Below are 19,169 nucleotides of genomic sequence, written 5' to 3' on the forward strand. Positions count from 1 at the left end.
GGCCGACCCCGCTTCTCCTCACAGGCCCTTGAAGACAGGAACGCGCTTCTCGTGGAACGCCTTCACCCCTTCGGCAAAATCCTCCGACGAGCGCAGCCGGCTGTAGCAATGCCCCTCGAGTTCGATCGCGATCGCGAGGCTCGAATCCTCGGTGTCGTTAAGCAGCTTCTTCGCGGTCCGCTGCGCGAGCGGTGAGAAGCCGACGAGTTCCTTGACCAGTGCATCGGTCGCGGCCTCCAGTTCGCCATCGGCGACGATCTCTGTCGCGATGCCCCAGTCATAGGCCTGCTGGCCCTTGATGCGGCGCGAGCGCATGACGATGTCCTTGGTCCGCGTGATGCCGACGATCTTCTGCAGTCGCGCCGACCCGCCCGACCCGGGGATCTGCCCCAGCTTCTGCTCCGGCAACGCATATTGCGTGGTCTCGGTCACGAGGCGGAAATCGCAAGCGAGCGACAGCTCGAACCCGACGCCGAAGCAATAGCCGCGATTGGCCGCGATCACCGGCTTCGCGCAACGCGCGGGCGCGGCGACGTTCCACGCGAGCTTCGACACATGCTCGGGCGTCGCTTCCAGGAAGCCCATGATATAGCCGCCCGACGAGAAATGCTTGCCGATCGCGCGCACGACGATCACGCGGACGCGGTCGTCCTCGTCGAGCGCTTCGAACACCGCCTTCAGCTGGTCGCGCTGCGCCATGCTGATCGTGTTGTACTCATCCCGGTCGAGAATGATGTCGCCGCGTTTCTGTTCGGCGTCGATGACGACGGTGAAACCGTCGAGATTGGTGTAGGCATCGGTCATGCTGCAGATCCTTCTATTGGGGATGGGAGGGGGGTGTAGTCGCCGGACACGAGCAGGCGCCGCAGCAGCTTACCGACGGGCGATTTCGGGATCTCGCGCACGAACACGAAGGCGCGCGGGCGCTTGAAATTGGCAAGGCTCGAGTTGGCGCAATAGGCGTCGAGTTCCTCGGCGGTCACGGGGGCGGACGGCGTGACGAAGGCTGTGATCGCCTTGCCCCATCGCTCGTCGGGCAGCCCCACGACCGCCACCTCGGATACGGCGGGATGGAGCGACAACAGGCTCTCGACCTCGACCGGGGACACGTTCTCGCCGCCCGAGATGATCATGTCGTCGAGGCGCCCGGTCACGAACAGGTCGCCGTCAGCGTCGTAATATCCGGTGTCCGAACTGAAGAACCAGCCGTCCTTCAGCGATCGTTCGTCGGCCTCGGGCCGGCGCCAATAGCCCTCGAACGCCTCGTCACCCGCCAGCGTGGCGATGATCTGACCTTCGACACCGCGTCCGACGATCTGGTCGGGATCCTCGCCGTCGAGAGCGACGACGCGGATCATCTGGTTGATCCCCGACTTGCCAGCGCTCCCCGGCTTGCGGCGCGCATCCTGGTCGATCGTGCAGGTGTAGATCTCCGACGATCCGTAGTGATTGACGAAGAGTTCAGGCTTGAACGCGGCGTCGATCATCTTGAGCAAGCCGTCGGTCATCGGCGCACCCGCGAACCCCAGCTTACGCGCAGACGCCACACGCTCGGGCGCGAAATCGGGGTGGTTGACGATGTCGTGATAGAGAGTCGGGACAAGATAGAGGTTCTCGATCCGCTCCTGCTCGATCAGCCGGATCGCCTCGCCCGCATCGAATTTTGGCATGCACACGAAGGTGCCGTTGGTGATCGCGCAGGCCAGCAGCGAGCGCACGCCCATCGTGTGATAGAGCGGCATCACGCCCAGCGTGCGCTCGCCATAGCCGTACAGGTTTTGCGCGACATGCGCGATCGCGGCGGCGCGTTCAGCGCGCTGGCGGCGAGGCACGCCCTTGGGCTTGGAGGTCGTGCCTGAGGTATAGAGCATCAGCGACCAGGCCTCGGCATCGACCCTGGGCTTGGCGGGAGCACCGCCGCCCGCCAGCAGGTCGGCGAACCGCAGTTCGCCGGGCCGCGCGTCGTCAAGGCTGATGCGGATGATCGATCCGTCGAGCCCCGCCGCCGCGACCGCCTTGGCCGGAAAATCCTCGTACACGATCGCACGCGCTTCCGAATCGTGGACGGTGTAGCTCACCTCGTCTGATTTGGCGCGCCAGTTGATCGGCGTCAGGATGATGCCTGCGAACTGGCAGGCCCAATGCAGCGTCGCCGCCTGCCACCGGTTGCGCAGCACGCTGACGAGGTGGTCGCCCCGCTTCAGCCCGATATCGTCGAGCGCGGTGACCAGCGCGGAGATGCGGACGTACCATCGCGCATAGCTCAGCCGGACATCGCCATCGACGACCGCGAGCGCATCGGGATCGCGTTCGAGCGCGGCGAGATAGGTTGTGCCGAGGTCAAGCATGGACGTCCTCTTCGGGCATGGTGTCGTCAGGATGCGCGACCGCGCCGCGCGCCAGCAGCGTCGCCTGGGCGGCGAGCGCTGCCTTGATGATGGGTGCGTAGCCGGTGCAGCGGCACAGATGGCCCGACAGCATCTCACGGATATGCGTTTCGCTCGCATGCGGATCGTCGCGAAACAACGCATCGAGCGTGACGAGGAACCCCGGCGTACAGAAGCCGCACTGCAATCCGTGATGCTCGCGGAACGCCTCCTGCAGGATCGACAGCGTCGCACCCCCATCGGGCGACAGCCCCTCGACGGTGCGCACGTCGGCACCTTCGGTCTGGACCGCCAGCGCCAGGCAAGCACGCGCGAGCCCGCCATCGATCTGCACCGTGCACGCCCCGCATACGCCGTGCTCGCAACCGAGATGTGTGCCGGTCGCGCCGATCTCATGGCGCAGGAAATCGCTCAGGAGCATGCGCGGCTCGGCTTGCCCCGACACGGGCCTGCCGTTGAGCGTGAAGGCCACACGGTGACGGGTATCGGCATTCAGGCGCGGCATGATGCGGCCTCCTCGATGGTCTGTCGTCCCAGCTGGCGAACGAGATCGCGGCGATAGCGACCGGTGGCATGGAGATCGTCGCGCGCGTCCAGGTCCCAAGCGAACTGGTTGAGCGCGTCGGCAAAGGCGGGATCGGCCGGCAGCGGCAATTCGCGGCGTACCGGCATGTCGGCGACGCCACCGATCCCCAGCACGGTCTTCGCCGCGTCGACAACGGCGGCGCAGGCGACGATCGCGAAGTCGCCGTGCCGGCGCCCGATCTCGCGAAACGCATAGCCGGTGCCTGGTACCGCGACGGGGAACGACACCGCCTCGATCAGCTCGTCGTCGCCCTTCTGCGTCGCCATCATGCCGGTGGTGAAGGCATTGGCCGCGAGCACGCGACGCTTCTTGCGATTACGCAGATGCACGCTGCCGCCGAGCGTCAGCAATGCCAGCGGCAGCTCGCCCGATGGATCGGCATGCGCGATCGACCCGCACACCGTGCCACGCGCGCGGGTCTGCGCATGGCCGACCCAGGCAAGCGCGGCGGCGAGCATCGGCTGGCGCGCCTTCAGGTCGACGTGCCGCTCGAGCACCGCCTGGCGCACGCCAGCCCCGATCCGGATCGTCCTGCCGTCGTCGTCGATGCGCCCGAACTCGGCGACGTGCATCACGTCTACGAGCAGCTTGGGCCGCGCCAGCCTCATGTTGAGCATCGGGAACAGCGATTGCCCCCCCGCCAGGATGCGCGCATCGCCACCCTCCTGATGCAGCGCCTCCAGCGCCTCGGCGGCATCGCCTGCGCGCAGATAGTCGAATGCTGCAGGCTTCATGCACCGACTCCCAGCATCGCGAACAGCCGCTTGAACGCCGCTGGCAGGCGAATGCGCCCGCCGGTCTTCCCGCCCGCCTTGCGCGCGAGCGCGTCGAAGAACTGGCCGATCACGACGCGTGCGGCGCCGTCGAGCAGGCGCCCGCCGATCGAAGCGACCTTGCCGCCGACCGCCGCTTCGTAGGTATACGTGATGGTCGTCTTGCCGGCTTCCTCGGTCAGCGTCACGCGACCGCTGCCATGGCCCGATCCGAGCGCGCCCTCGGTCCCACCCGACAGCGTTACCGATTCGGGCTCATTCAGATCGGTGAGACTGATCGCCGCCGAATAGCGCCCCTTCACCGGCCCGATGCCGAGCGTCACGTCGGCGCGGAATTCGGTGTCCGATACCTTCTCGACGCCGTGCGCGCCGGGGATGATCGACATCAGCGCCTGGGGATCGAGCAGCATGTCCCAGATCTTCTGACGCGGCGCCTCCACCACGGCCTTGCCCTGTCCGGTCAGCATGCGTTCGCCCGGCTTGCCCATAGTGGACTTCGCCTTGGGCGCGGGCGGATTGCGCGGCTCCGGTTCGATCCCGTGGACATGCTCGGCGAGCTTGGCCGGCAGGATGGGCAGCGTGATGTCGGCGATCCCCAGCGCATCGGCGACCGCGTTGGCGATGCACACCGGCGTCGACATGCAATTGCCCTCGCCCACGCCCTTGGCGCCCAGCGGCGTGAATGGCGACGGGCTCTCGTGATGCAGGATCCGCAGCGCCGGCGTTTCCATGATCGTCGGGATCAGATAGTCGGCCAGGGTGCCCGACAGCAGTCCGCCGTCGGGGGCATAGCTGCTTTCCTCGTAGAGGGCGGCACCCAGAGCGTGCGCGAAACCGCCCGTTACCTGCCCCTCGACCATGCCGGGATGCAGGATCTTCCCACAGTCGTGCATCGTGACGTAGCGGTCGATCTTCACCTCGCAGGTGACGCGATCGATCTCGACCGCGCAGATGTCGAAGATGAAGCCGTGGCAGAGCGACGAATTGATCAGGTCGTCACCGGTCGGCGCAGTCAGTTCGGGCGGCGTCCAGAAGGCGGTCTCGCGGATCGCGTGATCGACGCCCTGCGGCAAATCGGCGGGCGCCCAGTGGCTCGCCGACGCGACCCGCCCAAACGCCAGCGACGTGGCGGGATCGCCCGCATGCACGCGCCCTCCGGCAAAGACGATGTCCTCCAGTTCGGCGTTCAACTGCTTGGCGGCGATCGCGGCCAGCTTGGCGCGCAGCCTCATCGCCGCAATCTGCGCCGCCCCTGCGACTGCAGCCGCGAAGCGGCTCGAATAGTTTCCCGATGCGATCGACCACGCGTCCTTCGCGGTGTCGAGCTCGGTCGCCACCGCGATGTCCGACGGCTTCAGTCCGAACGCGTCGGCGACCACCTGCGACAGGACCGTGCGATGCCCCTGCCCCTGCGGCACCGATGCGACATGGATGGTCACCGATCCGACCGCGTCCAGGCTGATCGTCGCGGTCGCCTGCGCGCCGTTCTTCGCGCCCGCCTTCGCGCGCTGGTCAGGCGTCAGGACCGCCGTGATATAGCCCATGTTCGACACGCTCGGCTCGACCACCGCGGCATAGCCGATGCCGTACAGCCGCCCCTCGGCACGCGCGGCGTCGCGCCTCGCCTTCAACTCCTCGAGCCCGCCCTGGGCGATCGCCGTCGCAAGCGCGGCCTGATAATCGCCGCTGTCGTACAGCGCGCCCGACGCGGTCCGGTAGGGAAACTCGCCGGCGGGAATGAAATTCCGCCGGATTACATCGACGGGATCGATATCTAGTTCGACCGCGATACGCTGCATCAGCCGTTCGAGCGCATAATAGACCTGCGGTCCGCCAAACCCGCGATTGAGCCCGGTCGGCATCTTGTTGGTCAACACCACACGGTTGCGGATCGCAACGTTGCGGATCGCATAGGCGCCGGTCATGTTGCCGTGCATGCGATAGAGCGTGGCAGGCTCGGGCGCGCGCAGATGCGCCCCAGTGTCCTCGATCTGGTCCCAGGATAAGGCCGTGATCCGCCCGTCCGTCTCGACCGCCGCCGCCAGGGTCGTAACGCGATTCGTCGCGACGGTCGACGCCATCAGATGTTCGAGCCGATCCTCGACCCACTTCACCGGACGCCCGGCGACACGCGCGGCGATGCCGATCAGCACGACATAGGGAAATATGGCCTGCTTGATGCCGAAGCTGCCGCCGCTGTCGCCAGGCGTGCGCAGCCGCAGCCGGTTACCCGGCACGTTCAGCGCGCGCGCCATCACCGCATGGATGCTGAACGGCCCCTGGAAATTCGCCAGCACGTCATAGGCGTCGGCACCGGGGTCATATTCGGCGACTATGCCATAGGTCTCGATCGGCGTGCAGGCGCTGCGCGGGAACTTGACGTCGATGCCGATCCGGTGCGGCGCGGCGGCAAACGCGGCGTCAGGATCGCCGTACGTGAAGCGCCGCTCGTTCGCGAGGTTGCCTTTGAGCCCTTCGTGCAGCACCGGCGCATCGTCCGCGAGCGCCTCCTCGGGATCGATGACCGCCGCCAGCGTCTCGTATCTGACGGCGATCAGGTCGAGCGCGTCTTCGGCGACATAGCGGTCGAGTGCGACGACGACCGCGACCGGCTCACCATAATAGCGCACTTTGTCGATCGCGAGCGGCCAGCATTCGACCGGTATCTTAAGCCCCACGACGAGGCTCGAGCCGTATCGCTGCACCTCCTCCGCAGTAATCACCGCGAACACGCCCGGTAGAGCGCGCGCGCGCGCGGCGTCGATCCCGAGGATGTTCGCATGCCCGTGCGGCGAGCGGAGGATCGCCGCATGCGCGGTCCCAGGCTTGACGCCCAGATCGTCGATATAGCGTCCTCGCCCCGTCAACAGCGCGGCATCCTCGACGCGCGGCAGCGACTTGCCGACCCAATTATCCGTCTTTGGCCGATCGATCACGTTCACGTGGCGAGCCTTCCCTTAGTTTCGGGGGCGACGAGGCCGCCGACCAGATAGAGCGCGCAGGCACCGGCCAGGAAAATCGCTAGGCTTTGCGGGATGTCGGCGGGCGTCGCCGAGGCGAGCGAGACGAAGGTCGGCATGATTCCGCCGATCGCGAAGCCGACGTTCCACGACAATCCCGTGCCGGTCGAGCGGATTTCGGTCGGGAAGCGCTCGTTGAGGAAGATCATAAGCGGCGCAAACCCCGCCGAGCCGAGGAAGCTGATCGCCAGCGCATAGGCGGTGACAGCCCCGCCGGTCGCGCTGCCGAGGTTGAGGATCAGGAAGGGCAGCGCCAGCAGGCAGACGACACCGATGGCCAGGAACGCCTTCTTGCGCCCGATATGCTGGCTGAGTTCGCCGAGCCCGATCGACGAGATCGCACCGGCCACGCTGCCCATCAGCATGATCGAAGAGGCCGCCGGACCGGACAGCCCGTTCACCAGCTTCAGATAAGTCGGCAGATAACCAGCAGTCAGATAATAGCTCGCTCCCGCGCCGGTGCTGAGCAGCAGGTTGACCAGGAAGCGCTTGCGATAGTCGGGGTTCGCCATCAGCGTCTTGAGCGGCGACGGACCGACGATCTCCTTCTCGGCGCGCGCCTTCGCCGCCTTGGCCTCCTGCGCCTCGCGGAAGTGCGGCGATTCGACGAGACCGCGGAACAGGATCAGCCCGATAACCGAGGTGATCAGCCCGCAGAAGAACATGAATCGCCAGCCGGTCTCGTTGAAGCTGTCGCCGGGGAACACATAAGACACGCCCATGAACGCGATGGAAGCAAGCAGCGTTCCAATCGCCGCGCCGCCACCGCCGATCGTACCGCTCATCATGCCGCGCCAGCGCTCGGGCACCGATTCCGTGCCGATGACGTGCGTAGAGGCGACGACGCCCCCGACGAAGATGCCCTGCACGAGGCGCAGCAGCAAGAACAGGATCGTCGCCCAGATCCCGATCATCTCGACCGTCGGCAACAGGCCGAACGCCGCGGTGGCGATGCCTACGCCGGCGACCGCGAGGATCATCGCGCCCTTGCGTCCATGCCTATCGGCATAGGATCCGAACAATGCCGACCCCAGCGGCCGCATCAGCAACGTAACCGCAAAGGCGGCATAGGCGCCTGCAAGCGACAGCATGGGTTCGTGCGACGGGAAGAAATGCTTGCCCACCGCCGGCGCGACGTACAGCAGGATGAAGAGGTCGAACAGGTCGAGCCCCCATCCAAAGCACGATGCGATCACGGCGCGCATACTCGTCTGCGAACCCGTCGCCTTGCCCTCTTCCACAGTCATGGTTGCGTCCATCATCGATCCTCTCGGCCAAGGCGGCTATTGCCGTCCCCCGTGCCCGACGCACGTCTTGGGTCGAGCAATGATCAGGCTTTATCGCTATCAAAACAAATAAGATCAGATGATGCTCGGCATCATCCCCTGTGATCGACATGGTGCCGTTCCCATCATCCGAAATGATGGATGGCATCGCATAAGCTTATTTGTCGTGATCGGTTTCGAACCATAGCCTCGCGCTTGCGAAGAGGCGGCCGGCGCGAAGACCGGAAACGACCGCCCGTTCAGTTGGAGACGATGATGAAGCGCCTGCCGAAAGGGGTCGCGATCGCGGCCATGACGATGCCGGGAATCGCCTTGGGGCAGACCCAGCCCACGCCCATCCAACAGCTTCCGGTCTCGCCCGCCGCCCCGGTCGATCAGCAGGGAATCGTTCCGGCCCCCGGTGCCGCACCCGCTGGCAGCTATCCCGAAGCAGCCTTGGGCTATGGCGCCAAGGCCGGACCACGATTCTACCTGGCACGCTGGGCAGAGGACTGGTCATTCCTGCGCGACCGGTCGAAACGCACGGGCCCTTTCGATGCGCTCAAGTTCATCCCGTTCGACGAGGGTGGCGACATCTATCTGACACTCAGCGACGAGCAACGTCTGCGCCACGATACCATCACGAGTCCGGGCCTGCGTGCCGGGCGCGATACTAACGCGATCCTGCTGCGCAACGTCGTTGGCGCCGACCTGCACATCGGCAAGAACTTCCGCGCCTATGGCGAGCTTGCGAGCGGCGTGCAGGAAGGCGGCTATTTTGGTGCGGTCACGCCCGTCCAGCGCAACGACCTGCTCGTCCAGCAACTCTTCGCCGAAGTGAAGGGAAATGTCGGCGGCATGAACGCCGGCATCCGCGTCGGCCGGCAGGACTTCCAGGACGGCCCGATCCAGCTGGTCAGCATCCAGGAAAACCCCAACATCCGCATCACCTTCGATGGCGTGCGCGCCTATGCGACGGGCAGGCGGGCGCGCATCGGCGTGTTCGACCTGCACTATACCCGGCTCGGGCTCGACGCGTTTGACGATCCGACCGACAAGAGCCGGCGCTTCTCGGGCGTCACCGGCAGCGTCGTCGTCCCCACGAATGCGTTCGGCAGTTCGAAACTCTATGTCGATCCGTTCTTCTATTATCTGCGCAACCGCAACCAGCGCTGGGGCGCCACTGTGGCGCGCGAGGAACGCCGGTTCTGGGGGGTGCGGCTGTGGGGCGATATCGGACCCATCAATGTCGACGTGAGCGCCAACCATCAGTCCGGCACCTATGACGGACGTGCCGTATCGGCCTATCAAATTTTCGCCGCGCAGACCTTCGCGCTTGGCAAGCCGACCCCGACCGCCACGCGGATCGGCTGGCGGGCCGACATTAGCTCGGGGGGCGGTGCGTTCGGGACGGGCACGCTGCACAATGCCAGCCAGTTGTTCGGGACAGCCCCCTATTTCAGCTACGGCATCTTTGTCGGCCCGACCAACTATCTGGACGTCGCGCCGACCGTCAGCTTTACGCCGTTGAAGGGCGTGCGCGTCCTCACCGAGCTCGCATTCGTGTGGCGCAACGACGAACACGATGCGGTCTACAGCGGAGTCGGCAACGCCTATGCGGGCACGCAGAACGTGGCCGGCCACGACGTCGCACAGTTGGGCCGACTAAATGCCGTCTGGTCTGCCACGCCGAATCTGTCGTTCACGCTTCGGGCAGAATATCTCCGCGCGGGGAATGTATTGACGCGCGCCGGCTATGCGGACTCGCTGTTTACCGGAGTATGGACGACCTTCCGTTTTTGAAAACGGATCGATCCAAGGTCTGTCAACGCCGAGTCCGAATGCTCCGATGTGAATACCAAGCTTCAGCCTGAGTAGCCCCTAGTTTTCTAGACGCCTTCCGCCTTTAAAACCTGCTGCCGTTCGAACGCGACGGGCGACAGCATCCCGTTCCTGACCCGCTTGCGTACAGGGTTGATAGAACATCTCGACGTATTCGAACGCGTCCTGCCGGGCTTCCTCACGGGTTTTATTGGTGCAGCGCCGGATGCGCTCACGCTTGAGCAAGGAGAAGAAGCTCTCGGCGACGGCATTGTCATGGCAGTTGCCGCGTCGGCTCATCGAGTGCTCAAGATTGTGAGCCCGGATGAAGCCAGCCCACTCCATGCTAGTGACCGCCTCGTGGCTCAAGCCGTCGCGTCGCACGACATCGATCGACCCGGCGAGCACCAGCCACGCCGGCGCTCCCAGCTCGCCGATATCGAAAACCACCGTGCCGGAAGCAAATTTCTGCGCGGGGCCGCTCGCGAACCGGGACGCGATTTCGAGTTGCCCCGACTCGAGGACCGGAAACATCTGGTGCTCGCGCGTGCCAAAAGTGCTCATGCGTGTTTACCGACCGGCTGGAGGCCGAGCAGCACGGTCGGGATCAGTTCGGACAAAGTAGGATGGATCGGCACAAGCATTCCCATTCCTCATCGGGGATCTCGAAAAGGCCTGAGTGCCGAAGATGCCGGCATTGCTGACCAGGATGTCGACCGCTGGTCCCGACGTTACCGGCCACACTGCGTACATCAACATGCACGACCTCGCGCTTGAGGTTGGCGACAGCCTCTTAGGTACAACTCTCGGCGCGCCCATTCAAGACGACGATTGACCCGGCTGCCGCCAATATTTTAGCGAGCGCAAAGCCGATCCCGGCGGTCGAACCGGTCACGAGCGCCGTCTTGCTGGAAAGGTCGGTCTTCTGAGCTACCTTCCAGGGATAACCTTCGCCGGTCGGGTTTGTTCGTAAAGTCAGCCCTGCGCGGTGAGTTGCGCCCGCACGGCATCGGCCAGCGGTGTCGTCGGACGCCCGATCAGCTTCGAGAGCTGATGGCCGTCATCGAACAACGCGCCCTTCGAGGCATCGACGTCCCACGCGGCAAGCCCTTCAGCAAAGCCGTCGGGCAGGCCGACCTGCCTCAGGATCGCGGCATAATCTGCCTGCGGCAGATCGCGGTACGGGATGTCGCAACCCGTCTGGCGTGAGATCTCGGCGGCAAGGTCGGCGAGCATCACCGCGTCGTCACCGGCCAGCTCATAGGTCTTGCCCTCATGGCCGGCGCTGGTCAGCACGATGGCTGCGGCTTGGGCATAATCAGCGCGGGTCGCGAGCGACAGGCGTCCCTCGCCAGCGCTGCCGACGAGCGCACCATTCTCCAGGGCTGCGGGAATCGAGCCGGTGTAGTTCTCGGTGTACCAGCCATTGCGCAGGAGGGTCGTCGGGATACCGGAGGACGCCAGCAGCGCTTCGGTCGCGCGATGCTCCTCGCCCAGACTGATCGGCGAGCGGTCGGCATGCAGCAGGCTGGTATAGACGATACGCTTGATGCCTGCCTGCTTGGCGGCCTCGATGACGTTGCGGTGCTGCGGCTCGCGCTGCCCGACCTCGCTCGATGAGATCAGGAGCAGCGTGTCGACCCCGGCCAGCGCCGGAGCGAGCGTCTCGGGCTGCGCGTAATCGAAAGCGCGTGCCTCGACGCCCAGATCGCTGGCCTTTTCGGGCGAGCGCACCAGCGCCACGATCGGCTCGCCGGTCGATTTGCGCTTCAGGCTTTCGATGACGAGGCGGCCAAGCTGGCCGGTCGCGCCGGTGACGGCGATAGTCATGACAATTCTCCTTCGGTGACGCGATAAGATTAGTTGAAACGGAAGCCCGAAATGGCGGTCGACAGGACTTCCTCGGCATAGACCCGGGCGCCTTCGCCCTCGGTCGCACCGGCTGCGACCATCAGGGGCAGCAGATGCTCCTCCTTGGCCGGGGGATGGGCGAACCGTGCCGAGGGCGCATCGGCCCAGCGCGCCAGGCGCTCGGCCCGCTGCGGGCCGTCGAGTTCCATGCTTTCGGCCAGCCACTGGTCGAACGCTTGCGAGCCGGGCGTCGAGCGCGGGTCGCCATAGGCGCGCATGTTGTGAAAGCTCATGCCCGAGCCGAGGATCAGCACGCCCTCCTCACGCAGCGGCGCAAGGGCGCGGCCCGCAGCGACATGGAGGGCCGGGTCCAGCCCCCGCTCGACGGACATCTCGATCAGCGGAATGTCCGCATCCGGAAAAGCCACTTTGAGGGGGACGAACACGCCGTGATCTAGGCCCCGCTTCGCGTCGACAGTCGAGGGGATACCCGCATCCTTGAGCAAGGCCGCGGCACGAGCGGCGAGCGCGGGTGCGCCTGGCACGTCGTAGCGCAGCTGATAGGTATGGGGCGGGAAGTTGTAATAGTCGTAGATCAGTTCGGGCCGTTCGGCGCCGGTGAAGGCGAAGCCGTCCGTCTCCCAATGTCCCGAGACGACGAGGATGGCCTTGGGCTTCTCGGCGAGCGTGTTCGGCAGGTTGCGCAGGAACGCTTCCATACCGGTCCACACGCCGCGCGGATCGTCCATGAAGAAGCAGGGGCCGCCGCCATGCGGGATGAAGTAGGTGGGCTGGACGCTCATGGTCATACACTCCGGTGCAGGCGCCGCGGAGGCGGCCTGGTTCATCGATCTGTTGGCCGGAATATGTGCCCGCTATCGCGCAATGATAATCGCTCGCGTAGAAGGATCAGCTTCAACCACGGGTAGGAAGTCATGGCGGATCGGTTGACGGGTATGGACGTATTCGTGCGGGCGATCAGGCTCGGTGGCATCTCTGCTGCCGCCCGTGATCTGCACATGTCGCCTGCGATGGCGGCCAAGCACCTCGACGCCCTTGAAGCGCGGCTTTGCACAACGCTGGTCCAGCGCTCGACGCGTCGACTGTCGCTGACCGAGGCGGGCGCTGACTATTTCGAGAAGGCCGAACGTATCCTGATGGAGATCGGTGAAGCCGAGGCGGAGGCATCGTCGCGATCGATCACCGCGCGGGGACTGCTGCGCGTCAGTGCGCCCGCCACCTTCGGCGTCCTGCACCTTGCCTCGCTCGTCCCTACATTCTCCGCGCGTCATTCCGAGGTGACGATCGAACTGGGCTTCAACGATCGCTACGTCGACCTGCTGGAAGAGCGATGGGATGTGGCCGTGAGGATCGGGCGCCTTGCCGACAGTGCGCTTGTTGCCCGCAAGCTCGTGGCGATGCGCGTCGTGCTGTGTGCCGCCCCCGCCTACCTGGAGCGGCGCGGAACGCCCACCCGCCTGGCCGATCTTGGCGATCACGATTGCCTCGGCCACACCAACGCGTCGCTTGCAGGAACGACATCGTGGGCGTTCGGCAAAGACGGGACGATCAAAGTGCCGATCTCAGGATCGATGTGTTCCGACAATGGCGAGGCCTTGGTTCGCGCTGCCATCGCGGGCCAAGGGCTGGTTTATGGGCCACGCTTTATTGCGGCAGAGGCGCTTCGCGCCGGCCAATTGAGCGAGCTTGAGCTGGACGAGCCGCCTATGATGCTGGGAGCGGCATATGCCATCACACACCCGACGCGGCGCCCCGCCGCCAAGACGCGGGCGTGGATTGACTTCTTAGCCGAAGCACTCCCCGCTCTTGGCACCGATTGGTGAGAGGCCGAGCTAGCAGACGTCCCGAGTTTTCACCCGAGGACCGCGTCTGCTATCTCAAAACATCATGGTCTTTTATGATTGTAGATATCAGTGACCCAGCGAAAGCGACGCCCACAACCGCACATGGCTGGCATCGATAACGCCGAGGCTTGGTCCCTTTCAGTTGGTGCAGCGGGGGCCGCGGGCGCGGCGGACGTTGCGGGTGAGCGTGAACCGCATCACTGCCAACCCTCGATGACGATCTTGCCGCGTGCGGTAGTGCTCTCAAGCGCCTGGTGCGCGCGCTTGAGGTTCGCGGCGTTGATGGGGGAGAAACGTTCGGTGAGGGTGGTGCGCACCTCCCCGGCGTCCACGAGGCTGGCGATGGCCGACAGGGTCTGACCCTGCGTTTCCATATCAGCGGTCTCGAACATGGACCTGGTGAACATAAACTCCCAGTGGGTCGACACCGACTTGCGTTTGAACGGTACGACATCGAGCGTCTTGGGGTCGTCGATGAGCGCAAAACGTCCCTGCGGGGCGATCAGCTCGGCGATCTGCTCGATATGCTCGTCGGTGTGCGTGGTCGAGAAGACGAAAGCCGGCGCGCCAATGCCCAAATTCGCCACTTGCCGAGCCAGCGGCTGGCGATGATCGATGACATGGTGCGCACCGAGCTCGCCCACCCAGGCCTGCGTTTCAGGGCGCGAGGCTGTCGCAATGACGATCAGCTCGGGTACTTGGCGAGCAAGCTGGATTGCCATCGAGCCTACCCCGCCGGCACCCCCGACAATCAACAGCGCATGTGCTGCACCGGCTACAGGAGTACGCACGGACAATCGCTCGAAGAGGGCCTCCCACGCGGTGATCGCCGTCAGCGGCAACGCCGCTGCCTCTGCCCAATCGAGGCTGGCCGGTTTCTTCCCGACAATGCGCTCGTCGACCAAGTGCAACTCGGCGTTGGTCCCATCGCGGCCGATGCTGCCCGCGTAGAACACCTCGTCGCCCGGTTCGAAGCCGCGCACTTCAGGGCCAACAGCGCGAACGACACCGGCGGCATCCCAACCCAGGACACGCCAATCACCGTGGATCGAACCCGAGCCAGCGCGCACCTTCGTGTCAACCGGGTTTACCGAGACAGCCTTGACCTCGACGAGGAGATCACGGCCGGTAGCGTTGGGATCGGGAAGTTCGATATCGACGAGAGCTTCCGTGCGATCGATCGTTCCGGGCTGCTGGTAGCCGATTGCGCGCATGATAATTCCTATTGTCAGGGGCTATATAGCGAATTTTGTCGCGTACGGGATACGCACAAGCGACGTCGCGGTTCGACATCGTCCTCAGGCTGGCGACGGCGTGGCTGCCGCTGCCGTCTTCCCCTTGAGATCGGTGATAACCTCGCCGATTAGTGCCCGCAGCCAGCGATGCGCGGGGTCGTGCCGATAGCGGACGTGCCACGCCATCTCAACGGGAAAGCTGCCGAGGTCGACCGGGGCCGGCAGGATCTTCAGCCGGGGGTCGTGCATCAGCCGCCTGCAGATGAGTGAGGGTAGGATGGCGCAGTAGTCGGTCACCGCCACCATCTCGGCTACCGCGAAGAAGTTGGTCACCGAGATCGCGACGTTGCGCTTCAGCTGCTGATGCGCCAGCGCCTGGAACAGCCCGGCGCGCATCCGTCCGGGCGGCACGATGTTGACGTGCTTCATTGCCTCGAACTGCTCGCGCGTCATGGCATCGCCGACGTCCGGATGGTCGGCGCGGACGGCGCAGGCGAGCCCTTCGTCCATCAGGTGCTGGACGACGAGGTTGTCAGGCGGGTCGACGATGCGGCCCAGCACGAGCGCCGTCATGCCCGACACGACGCCCGTCTCAACGAGATCGTTGCCGTAGGGGGTCAGGCGGAGCTTGATGCCAGGCGCGACCTTCTCCAGGCGCGCCACGACAGCGGGGACCAGGACGAACTCGACATAGCCGTTCGGCGCGATGGTGAAGAGCCGTTCGGCCTGTGCGGGATCGAAGGCCTGCTGACCGAGGATCGCGTCGTCGAGCTGCGCGAGTGCCTCGGCGATCAGCGGCGAGAGTTCAAGCGCGATCGGGGTCGGCTGGATGCCGTAGCGCTCGCGGACGAACAGTTGGTCCTGAAGCATCAGTCGTAGACGCGACAGGGCGTTAGACAGGGCGGGCTGTGTCATGCCCATGCGCTCGGCGGCCCGCGTGACGCTGCGCTCCTCCATCAACGCGACGAAGATCGGCAGCAGGTTCAGATCGTAGCGCATGCAGTCATCCTGTTAGCATTATATCTGAAATCAAAAAAATAAACTTCTGGAATATGTCAACGACGCCCATTTCCCATCCATCGGCGACGGGCGCCGCGAACATGGAGGTTCAGATGAGCAAGGGACAGGTTCTCGTTCTTGGATCGAACGCGACGCAGATCGGTCTGCGTGGCGGCGGTACCGCGACGGTCGGTCAGTATCTCAACGAGACGGCAGTCCCTGCGCTGGCTCTGCTCGACGCCGGCTATGATATCGTTCTCGCCACGCCCAATGGGGCTAAGCCGCACATCGACGCCGTCTCCGTTTCGGTTGATCATTTTGGTGGCGATGAGACGGCATTCCAGCGAGCCAAGGACTTTTTTGCCAGCCATCCGGCGATGAACGACGTCCGCAGCTTGCGCTCTGTCGTCGAGGGCGGCCTGGACGGCTTCGTCGGAGTGTTCGTGCCGGGCGGCCACGCTCCCGTCGTCGACCTGATGCAAGACCACGACGCGGGCACGATCCTCCGTCACTTTCACACGGCGGCCAAGCCGACCGCGCTCCTCTGCCACGGACCGGTAGCCGTTGTCGCTACGCTCGACGATGCTCCGGCCTTCCGCAAGGCGCTGGAGGAAGGCGATGACGCCGGGGCGGCCGACCTGGCGCGAGACTGGATCTACTCAGGCTACCGCATGACCGTCTTCTCGGCGAATGAGGAGAAGATCGCTGAGGAGCAAGTGCTGAAGGGCGAGCTCTTTTTCGACATGGAAAAGGCGCTGCGGTCGGCCGGTGGCGACGTCTCGGTCACTGACAAGAACTTCGCTTCGAATGTCGTCGTGGACCGGGAGCTGATCACGGGTCAGAATCCGGCGTCGGACCAGGCCATGGCCGACGCTTTGATCGAAGCCCTCGATCACGCCGCTGCGTGAGTACCAGGATGACGGGCGGGGCGCTCAGGATGCGCCCCGCTTCGCATATAACCATGACAAGGAACGGTGCCATGACAGCCAACGTGAAGATCGTCGCCGTGCTCACCGCCCGTGCGGATACCGTCGACCGCCTGCACGCTCTGCTCGACGCCATGTTAAAGCCGAGCCGTGCCGAGCCGGGCAATTTGCGCTACGATCTCTGGCAGGACCAGAGCGATCCGAACCGCTTCGTCCTCGACGAGCTGTACGCGGACGCGGATGCGGTTGCCGCCCACCGCGCGACGCCCCACTTCCAGAACTACCTCTCTCAGATCGGCGATCTGGCCGAGCGCGGCGCGTTCGTCCTCAACCCCGTCTCCGCGACCTGAGGGTGCTGCCATGGGCAAGCTTAAAGAATGGGTGGGGTCGGCGCTGCTGGCACAACCGTTCTACGTAGAGGAGCTGCGGATGATCGGCCTGTTGGCACCTGCGCTTCGCCTAGGCTTTATGGGCCTCGTTTATCCACGCGGCGGCTACCGCTGGCGCGGGGCCGCGATCCAGCGGAAAATCAACATCTGAAATCAAGGACACACAGTCATGACCAAAGGTATCGAAGGCAAGGTTGTTCTCATCACCGGCGGCAGCACCGGTATCGGCGCGGAAACCGCGCGGCTTCTCGCTGAACGCGGTGCGAAGGTCGCCATCGCCGCCCGGCGCAAGGACAAGCTCGACGAGGTCGTCGCGCAGATCGCCGAGAACGGCGGAACGGCACGCGCCTATGCGCTCGACGTCACCGACAAGTTGGCGGTCGAGTCCGTGGTCGCCGCAATCATTGCCGATTTCGGCCGGCTCGACGTGCTGGTCAACAATGCTGGGCTGATGCCGATCCGTCCGATGGCCGAGGTCAACACCGAGGAGTGGGACCAGATGATCGACGTCAACCTGAAGGGCACGCTCTACGGCATCGCCGCGGCTCTTCCCGGCTTTCTCGAGCAGGGCAGCGGCCACATCATCAACCTGAGCTCGGTTGCGGGCATCAAGGTCTTCGCACCAGGCGGCACGGTCTACTCCGGCACCAAGTTCGCCGTCAGCGCGATCAGCGAGGGTCTTCGCCAAGAGGTGGGCGAAAAGGTCCGTGTCACGTCTATCGAGCCCGGAGCCGTCGAAAGCGACTTGAAGTTCACGACTTCGGGCACGGCTGCCGAGACGGTACTCGACTTCTATAAACAGGCCATCCCTGCGGCGTCGGTGGCGCGTGCTATCGCGTTCGCTGTCGAACAGCCTGATAACGTCGACATCAACGCGATCGTCATCCGGCCGACCGCACAGCAGTTCTGACGATGGAGAGGAGGCGGAGCGGTGTGTGCTCCGCCTTCGTTACGTCAGTCAATCACACCGCCGTTCAGCTAAAATTGCGGCGTAGCGACAAACGTGCTGACGATGGTGTATCTCACACTTCAAATTAGTCCTTGGTCGGCGCAGCGAGCCTTCCGGAAAGCAGCCCATTTCATGCCGAACGCGAACCCTATCGATGGGGCGGCTCAACCCGATACGGACGCTGGCTTCCGCCAGCGTCCGCATGGACATGATAGCGCCAAGGACGCTCCTTCCCCATCAACGCCGTCCGAGGGTCCTGCAGTGGGCAGCGCCGCTTGGAGCGATCCGGGAGCAGCGCCAGAGGTTGCAGGTAACAAGCCGGCCGGCGGGGTGGATGCTGACCATCCGCACCTGTTTCATCTGGCCGAAGCGCCTGCCAATGTATTTGACGGCGGGGGTCTGCGAGGCGGACACGAGCACAATTGGCCAATCCTGAAGGGGCAGCAGGGGGCGTGCTACATCGCTCGCCTAGCGCCTGGCGGCATACGCGAACCGCATTGTCACCCCTACGCTTGGGAGATGAACTTCGTCCTTCAGGGTCGCGTTCGCTGGACCGTCGTGGGGCCGAACTCGGCGCAAGACGGTCCATTTGAGGCCACGAAGGGAGACATGATCTTCGCGCGTGCCCGCTGGGCAACGTTTGGACCCTCTCGTTCGTTATGCAGACAACTAATACCTAGTCATTTATCTTGAGGAGTTGGTCATGCCCAAACTTGCGCTGTACGTGCCACTGAAGGCCAAGCCCGGAAAGGAGAGCGAAGTCGCGGATTTCTTGACCTCGGCGCTACCGCTCGTTCAAGCCGAACCCGGTACCCTGACTTGGTATGCGATCCAGGAAGGCCCCGGTGCGTACGCGATCTTCGATACGTTCGACACAGAGCAAGATCGGCAGGCGCATCTTGACGGCAAGGTTGCCGCCGCACTGATGGACAAGGCCGATGAGCTGTTCTCCGAACCGCCGCAGATCCATAAGTTCACCCTACTGGCAGCTATATAGCAAAGTGCTGGACACCGTTTCGTCGGGCTTGGCTGAACGGTGAGATACGCCTGCCATTCGGGATGAACGGGCCGGATTTGGACCTCAATCAGAAGGACCACGACAG

General features: G+C 64.6%; 18 protein-coding genes and 1 pseudogene. 8 read left to right on the forward strand and 11 right to left on the reverse strand.

The features are described from left to right. Positions 1-18: 18 nt before the first annotated feature. Genes MF610_RS17680 through MF610_RS17705 form a run of 6 tightly spaced genes read right to left on the reverse strand, consistent with a single transcriptional unit; the run spans position 19 to position 8,025 of the window. Positions 19-804, reverse strand: coding sequence for an enoyl-CoA hydratase/isomerase family protein (locus MF610_RS17680; RefSeq protein WP_242201583.1), 786 nt, complete (start codon positions 802-804; stop codon positions 19-21). Next, on the reverse strand, positions 801-2,348 hold the full coding sequence (locus MF610_RS17685) for an AMP-binding protein (RefSeq protein WP_242201584.1): 1,548 nt from the start codon (positions 2,346-2,348) through the stop codon (positions 801-803). The genes MF610_RS17680 and MF610_RS17685 overlap by 4 nt, the downstream gene beginning before the upstream one ends. Continuing rightward, positions 2,341-2,892, reverse strand: a complete 552-nt coding sequence (locus MF610_RS17690; RefSeq protein WP_242201585.1) for a (2Fe-2S)-binding protein — start codon at positions 2,890-2,892, stop codon at positions 2,341-2,343. Before MF610_RS17690 ends, MF610_RS17685 begins: the two co-directional genes overlap by 8 nt. Beyond that, on the reverse strand, positions 2,880-3,707 hold the full coding sequence (locus MF610_RS17695; RefSeq protein WP_242201586.1) for an FAD binding domain-containing protein: 828 nt from the start codon (positions 3,705-3,707) through the stop codon (positions 2,880-2,882). The genes MF610_RS17690 and MF610_RS17695 overlap by 13 nt, the downstream gene beginning before the upstream one ends. Then, positions 3,704-6,688 (reverse strand): xanthine dehydrogenase family protein molybdopterin-binding subunit, encoded by a 2,985-nt coding sequence (locus MF610_RS17700; RefSeq protein ID WP_242201588.1) that lies wholly within the window; start codon positions 6,686-6,688, stop codon positions 3,704-3,706. The genes MF610_RS17695 and MF610_RS17700 overlap by 4 nt, the downstream gene beginning before the upstream one ends. After that, complete coding sequence (locus MF610_RS17705) at positions 6,685-8,025, reverse strand: MFS transporter (protein WP_242201590.1); 1,341 nt, start codon at positions 8,023-8,025, stop codon at positions 6,685-6,687. Before MF610_RS17705 ends, MF610_RS17700 begins: the two co-directional genes overlap by 4 nt. A 282-nt stretch (positions 8,026-8,307) precedes the next feature. On the opposite strand from MF610_RS17705, the gene MF610_RS17710 reads away from it, so the two are divergent. Beyond that, positions 8,308-9,834 (forward strand): alginate export family protein, encoded by a 1,527-nt coding sequence (locus MF610_RS17710; protein WP_242201592.1) that lies wholly within the window; start codon positions 8,308-8,310, stop codon positions 9,832-9,834. Between the two features lie 86 nt (positions 9,835-9,920). Here MF610_RS17710 and MF610_RS17715 read toward each other — a convergent pair. The 3 genes and pseudogenes from MF610_RS17715 to MF610_RS17725 form a co-directional block, all read right to left on the reverse strand. Continuing rightward, positions 9,921-10,203 (reverse strand): annotated as a pseudogene (locus MF610_RS17715) (IS3 family transposase); the annotation flags it as partial. A 624-nt stretch (positions 10,204-10,827) separates the two neighbouring features. Next, positions 10,828-11,682 carry an SDR family oxidoreductase gene (locus tag MF610_RS17720; protein ID WP_037528209.1) on the reverse strand — a complete coding sequence of 285 codons (855 nt, stop codon included), beginning with the start codon at positions 11,680-11,682 and terminating at the stop codon, positions 10,828-10,830. A gap of 29 nt (positions 11,683-11,711) precedes the next feature. Next, entirely contained in the window at positions 11,712-12,512 is an 801-nt protein-coding gene (locus tag MF610_RS17725) for a DODA-type extradiol aromatic ring-opening family dioxygenase (protein ID WP_242201594.1), read from the reverse strand. A 126-nt stretch (positions 12,513-12,638) separates the two neighbouring features. Here MF610_RS17725 and MF610_RS17730 point away from each other — a divergent pair, with 126 nt between their 5' ends. Continuing rightward, positions 12,639-13,547 carry a LysR family transcriptional regulator gene (locus tag MF610_RS17730; RefSeq protein ID WP_037528212.1) on the forward strand — a complete coding sequence of 303 codons (909 nt, stop codon included), beginning with the start codon at positions 12,639-12,641 and terminating at the stop codon, positions 13,545-13,547. A 218-nt stretch (positions 13,548-13,765) separates the two neighbouring features. On the opposite strand, the gene MF610_RS17735 is transcribed toward MF610_RS17730, so the two are convergent. Both MF610_RS17735 and MF610_RS17740 read right to left on the reverse strand, forming a co-directional pair. After that, positions 13,766-14,782: a zinc-binding alcohol dehydrogenase family protein gene (locus MF610_RS17735; protein WP_242201596.1), complete on the reverse strand. Its 1,017-nt coding sequence runs from the start codon at positions 14,780-14,782 to the stop codon at positions 13,766-13,768. An 84-nt stretch (positions 14,783-14,866) separates the two neighbouring features. Further along, positions 14,867-15,802: a LysR family transcriptional regulator gene (locus MF610_RS17740; protein ID WP_037528216.1), complete on the reverse strand. Its 936-nt coding sequence runs from the start codon at positions 15,800-15,802 to the stop codon at positions 14,867-14,869. Between the two features lie 113 nt (positions 15,803-15,915). On the opposite strand from MF610_RS17740, the gene MF610_RS17745 reads away from it, so the two are divergent. The 6 genes from MF610_RS17745 to MF610_RS17765 all read left to right on the forward strand — a co-directional run bounded on the left by MF610_RS17745 (position 15,916) and on the right by MF610_RS17765 (position 19,063). Continuing rightward, a complete protein-coding gene (locus MF610_RS17745) occupies positions 15,916-16,710 on the forward strand; it encodes a type 1 glutamine amidotransferase domain-containing protein (protein ID WP_242201598.1) in 795 nt (264 codons plus the stop codon). Between the two features lie 71 nt (positions 16,711-16,781). Then, on the forward strand, positions 16,782-17,078 hold the full coding sequence (locus MF610_RS17750; protein ID WP_037528217.1) for a putative quinol monooxygenase: 297 nt from the start codon (positions 16,782-16,784) through the stop codon (positions 17,076-17,078). Positions 17,079-17,088: 10 nt separating this feature from the next. After that, a complete protein-coding gene (locus MF610_RS17755) occupies positions 17,089-17,268 on the forward strand; it encodes a hypothetical protein (protein ID WP_242201600.1) in 180 nt (59 codons plus the stop codon). Positions 17,269-17,286: 18 nt separating this feature from the next. Beyond that, positions 17,287-18,027, forward strand: coding sequence for an SDR family oxidoreductase (locus tag MF610_RS17760; protein ID WP_242201601.1), 741 nt, complete (start codon positions 17,287-17,289; stop codon positions 18,025-18,027). 171 nt (positions 18,028-18,198) lie between these two features. Next, positions 18,199-18,759 carry a cupin domain-containing protein gene (locus tag MF610_RS19225; RefSeq protein WP_380870679.1) on the forward strand — a complete coding sequence of 187 codons (561 nt, stop codon included), beginning with the start codon at positions 18,199-18,201 and terminating at the stop codon, positions 18,757-18,759. Between the two features lie 10 nt (positions 18,760-18,769). After that, positions 18,770-19,063, forward strand: a complete 294-nt coding sequence (locus MF610_RS17765; RefSeq protein ID WP_242201603.1) for a putative quinol monooxygenase — start codon at positions 18,770-18,772, stop codon at positions 19,061-19,063. The last annotated feature ends 106 nt before the right edge of the window (positions 19,064-19,169 follow it).

The organism is Sphingomonas hankookensis, assembly GCF_022664465.1.
GTDB lineage: Bacteria > Pseudomonadota > Alphaproteobacteria > Sphingomonadales > Sphingomonadaceae > Sphingomonas > Sphingomonas hankookensis.

What these genes read in the sequence shown, in the direction of transcription:
- MF610_RS17680 (WP_242201583.1), bottom strand. Translation starts at nt 804, where the DNA reads ATGACCGATGCCTACACCAATCTCGACGGTTTCACCGTCGTCATCGAC.
- MF610_RS17685 (WP_242201584.1), bottom strand. Translation starts at nt 2,348, where the DNA reads ATGCTTGACCTCGGCACAACCTATCTCGCCGCGCTCGAACGCGATCCC.
- MF610_RS17690 (WP_242201585.1), bottom strand. Translation starts at nt 2,892, where the DNA reads ATGCCGCGCCTGAATGCCGATACCCGTCACCGTGTGGCCTTCACGCTC.
- MF610_RS17695 (WP_242201586.1), bottom strand. Translation starts at nt 3,707, where the DNA reads ATGAAGCCTGCAGCATTCGACTATCTGCGCGCAGGCGATGCCGCCGAG.
- MF610_RS17705 (WP_242201590.1), bottom strand. Translation starts at nt 8,025, where the DNA reads ATGGACGCAACCATGACTGTGGAAGAGGGCAAGGCGACGGGTTCGCAG.
- MF610_RS17710 (WP_242201592.1), top strand. Translation starts at nt 8,308, where the DNA reads ATGAAGCGCCTGCCGAAAGGGGTCGCGATCGCGGCCATGACGATGCCG.
- MF610_RS17720 (WP_037528209.1), bottom strand. Translation starts at nt 11,682, where the DNA reads ATGACTATCGCCGTCACCGGCGCGACCGGCCAGCTTGGCCGCCTCGTC.
- MF610_RS17725 (WP_242201594.1), bottom strand. Translation starts at nt 12,512, where the DNA reads ATGACCATGAGCGTCCAGCCCACCTACTTCATCCCGCATGGCGGCGGC.
- MF610_RS17730 (WP_037528212.1), top strand. Translation starts at nt 12,639, where the DNA reads ATGGCGGATCGGTTGACGGGTATGGACGTATTCGTGCGGGCGATCAGG.
- MF610_RS17735 (WP_242201596.1), bottom strand. Translation starts at nt 14,782, where the DNA reads ATGCGCGCAATCGGCTACCAGCAGCCCGGAACGATCGATCGCACGGAA.
- MF610_RS17740 (WP_037528216.1), bottom strand. Translation starts at nt 15,802, where the DNA reads ATGCGCTACGATCTGAACCTGCTGCCGATCTTCGTCGCGTTGATGGAG.
- MF610_RS17745 (WP_242201598.1), top strand. Translation starts at nt 15,916, where the DNA reads ATGAGCAAGGGACAGGTTCTCGTTCTTGGATCGAACGCGACGCAGATC.
- MF610_RS17750 (WP_037528217.1), top strand. Translation starts at nt 16,782, where the DNA reads ATGACAGCCAACGTGAAGATCGTCGCCGTGCTCACCGCCCGTGCGGAT.
- MF610_RS17755 (WP_242201600.1), top strand. Translation starts at nt 17,089, where the DNA reads ATGGGCAAGCTTAAAGAATGGGTGGGGTCGGCGCTGCTGGCACAACCG.
- MF610_RS17760 (WP_242201601.1), top strand. Translation starts at nt 17,287, where the DNA reads ATGACCAAAGGTATCGAAGGCAAGGTTGTTCTCATCACCGGCGGCAGC.
- MF610_RS19225 (WP_380870679.1), top strand. Translation starts at nt 18,199, where the DNA reads ATGCCGAACGCGAACCCTATCGATGGGGCGGCTCAACCCGATACGGAC.
- MF610_RS17765 (WP_242201603.1), top strand. Translation starts at nt 18,770, where the DNA reads ATGCCCAAACTTGCGCTGTACGTGCCACTGAAGGCCAAGCCCGGAAAG.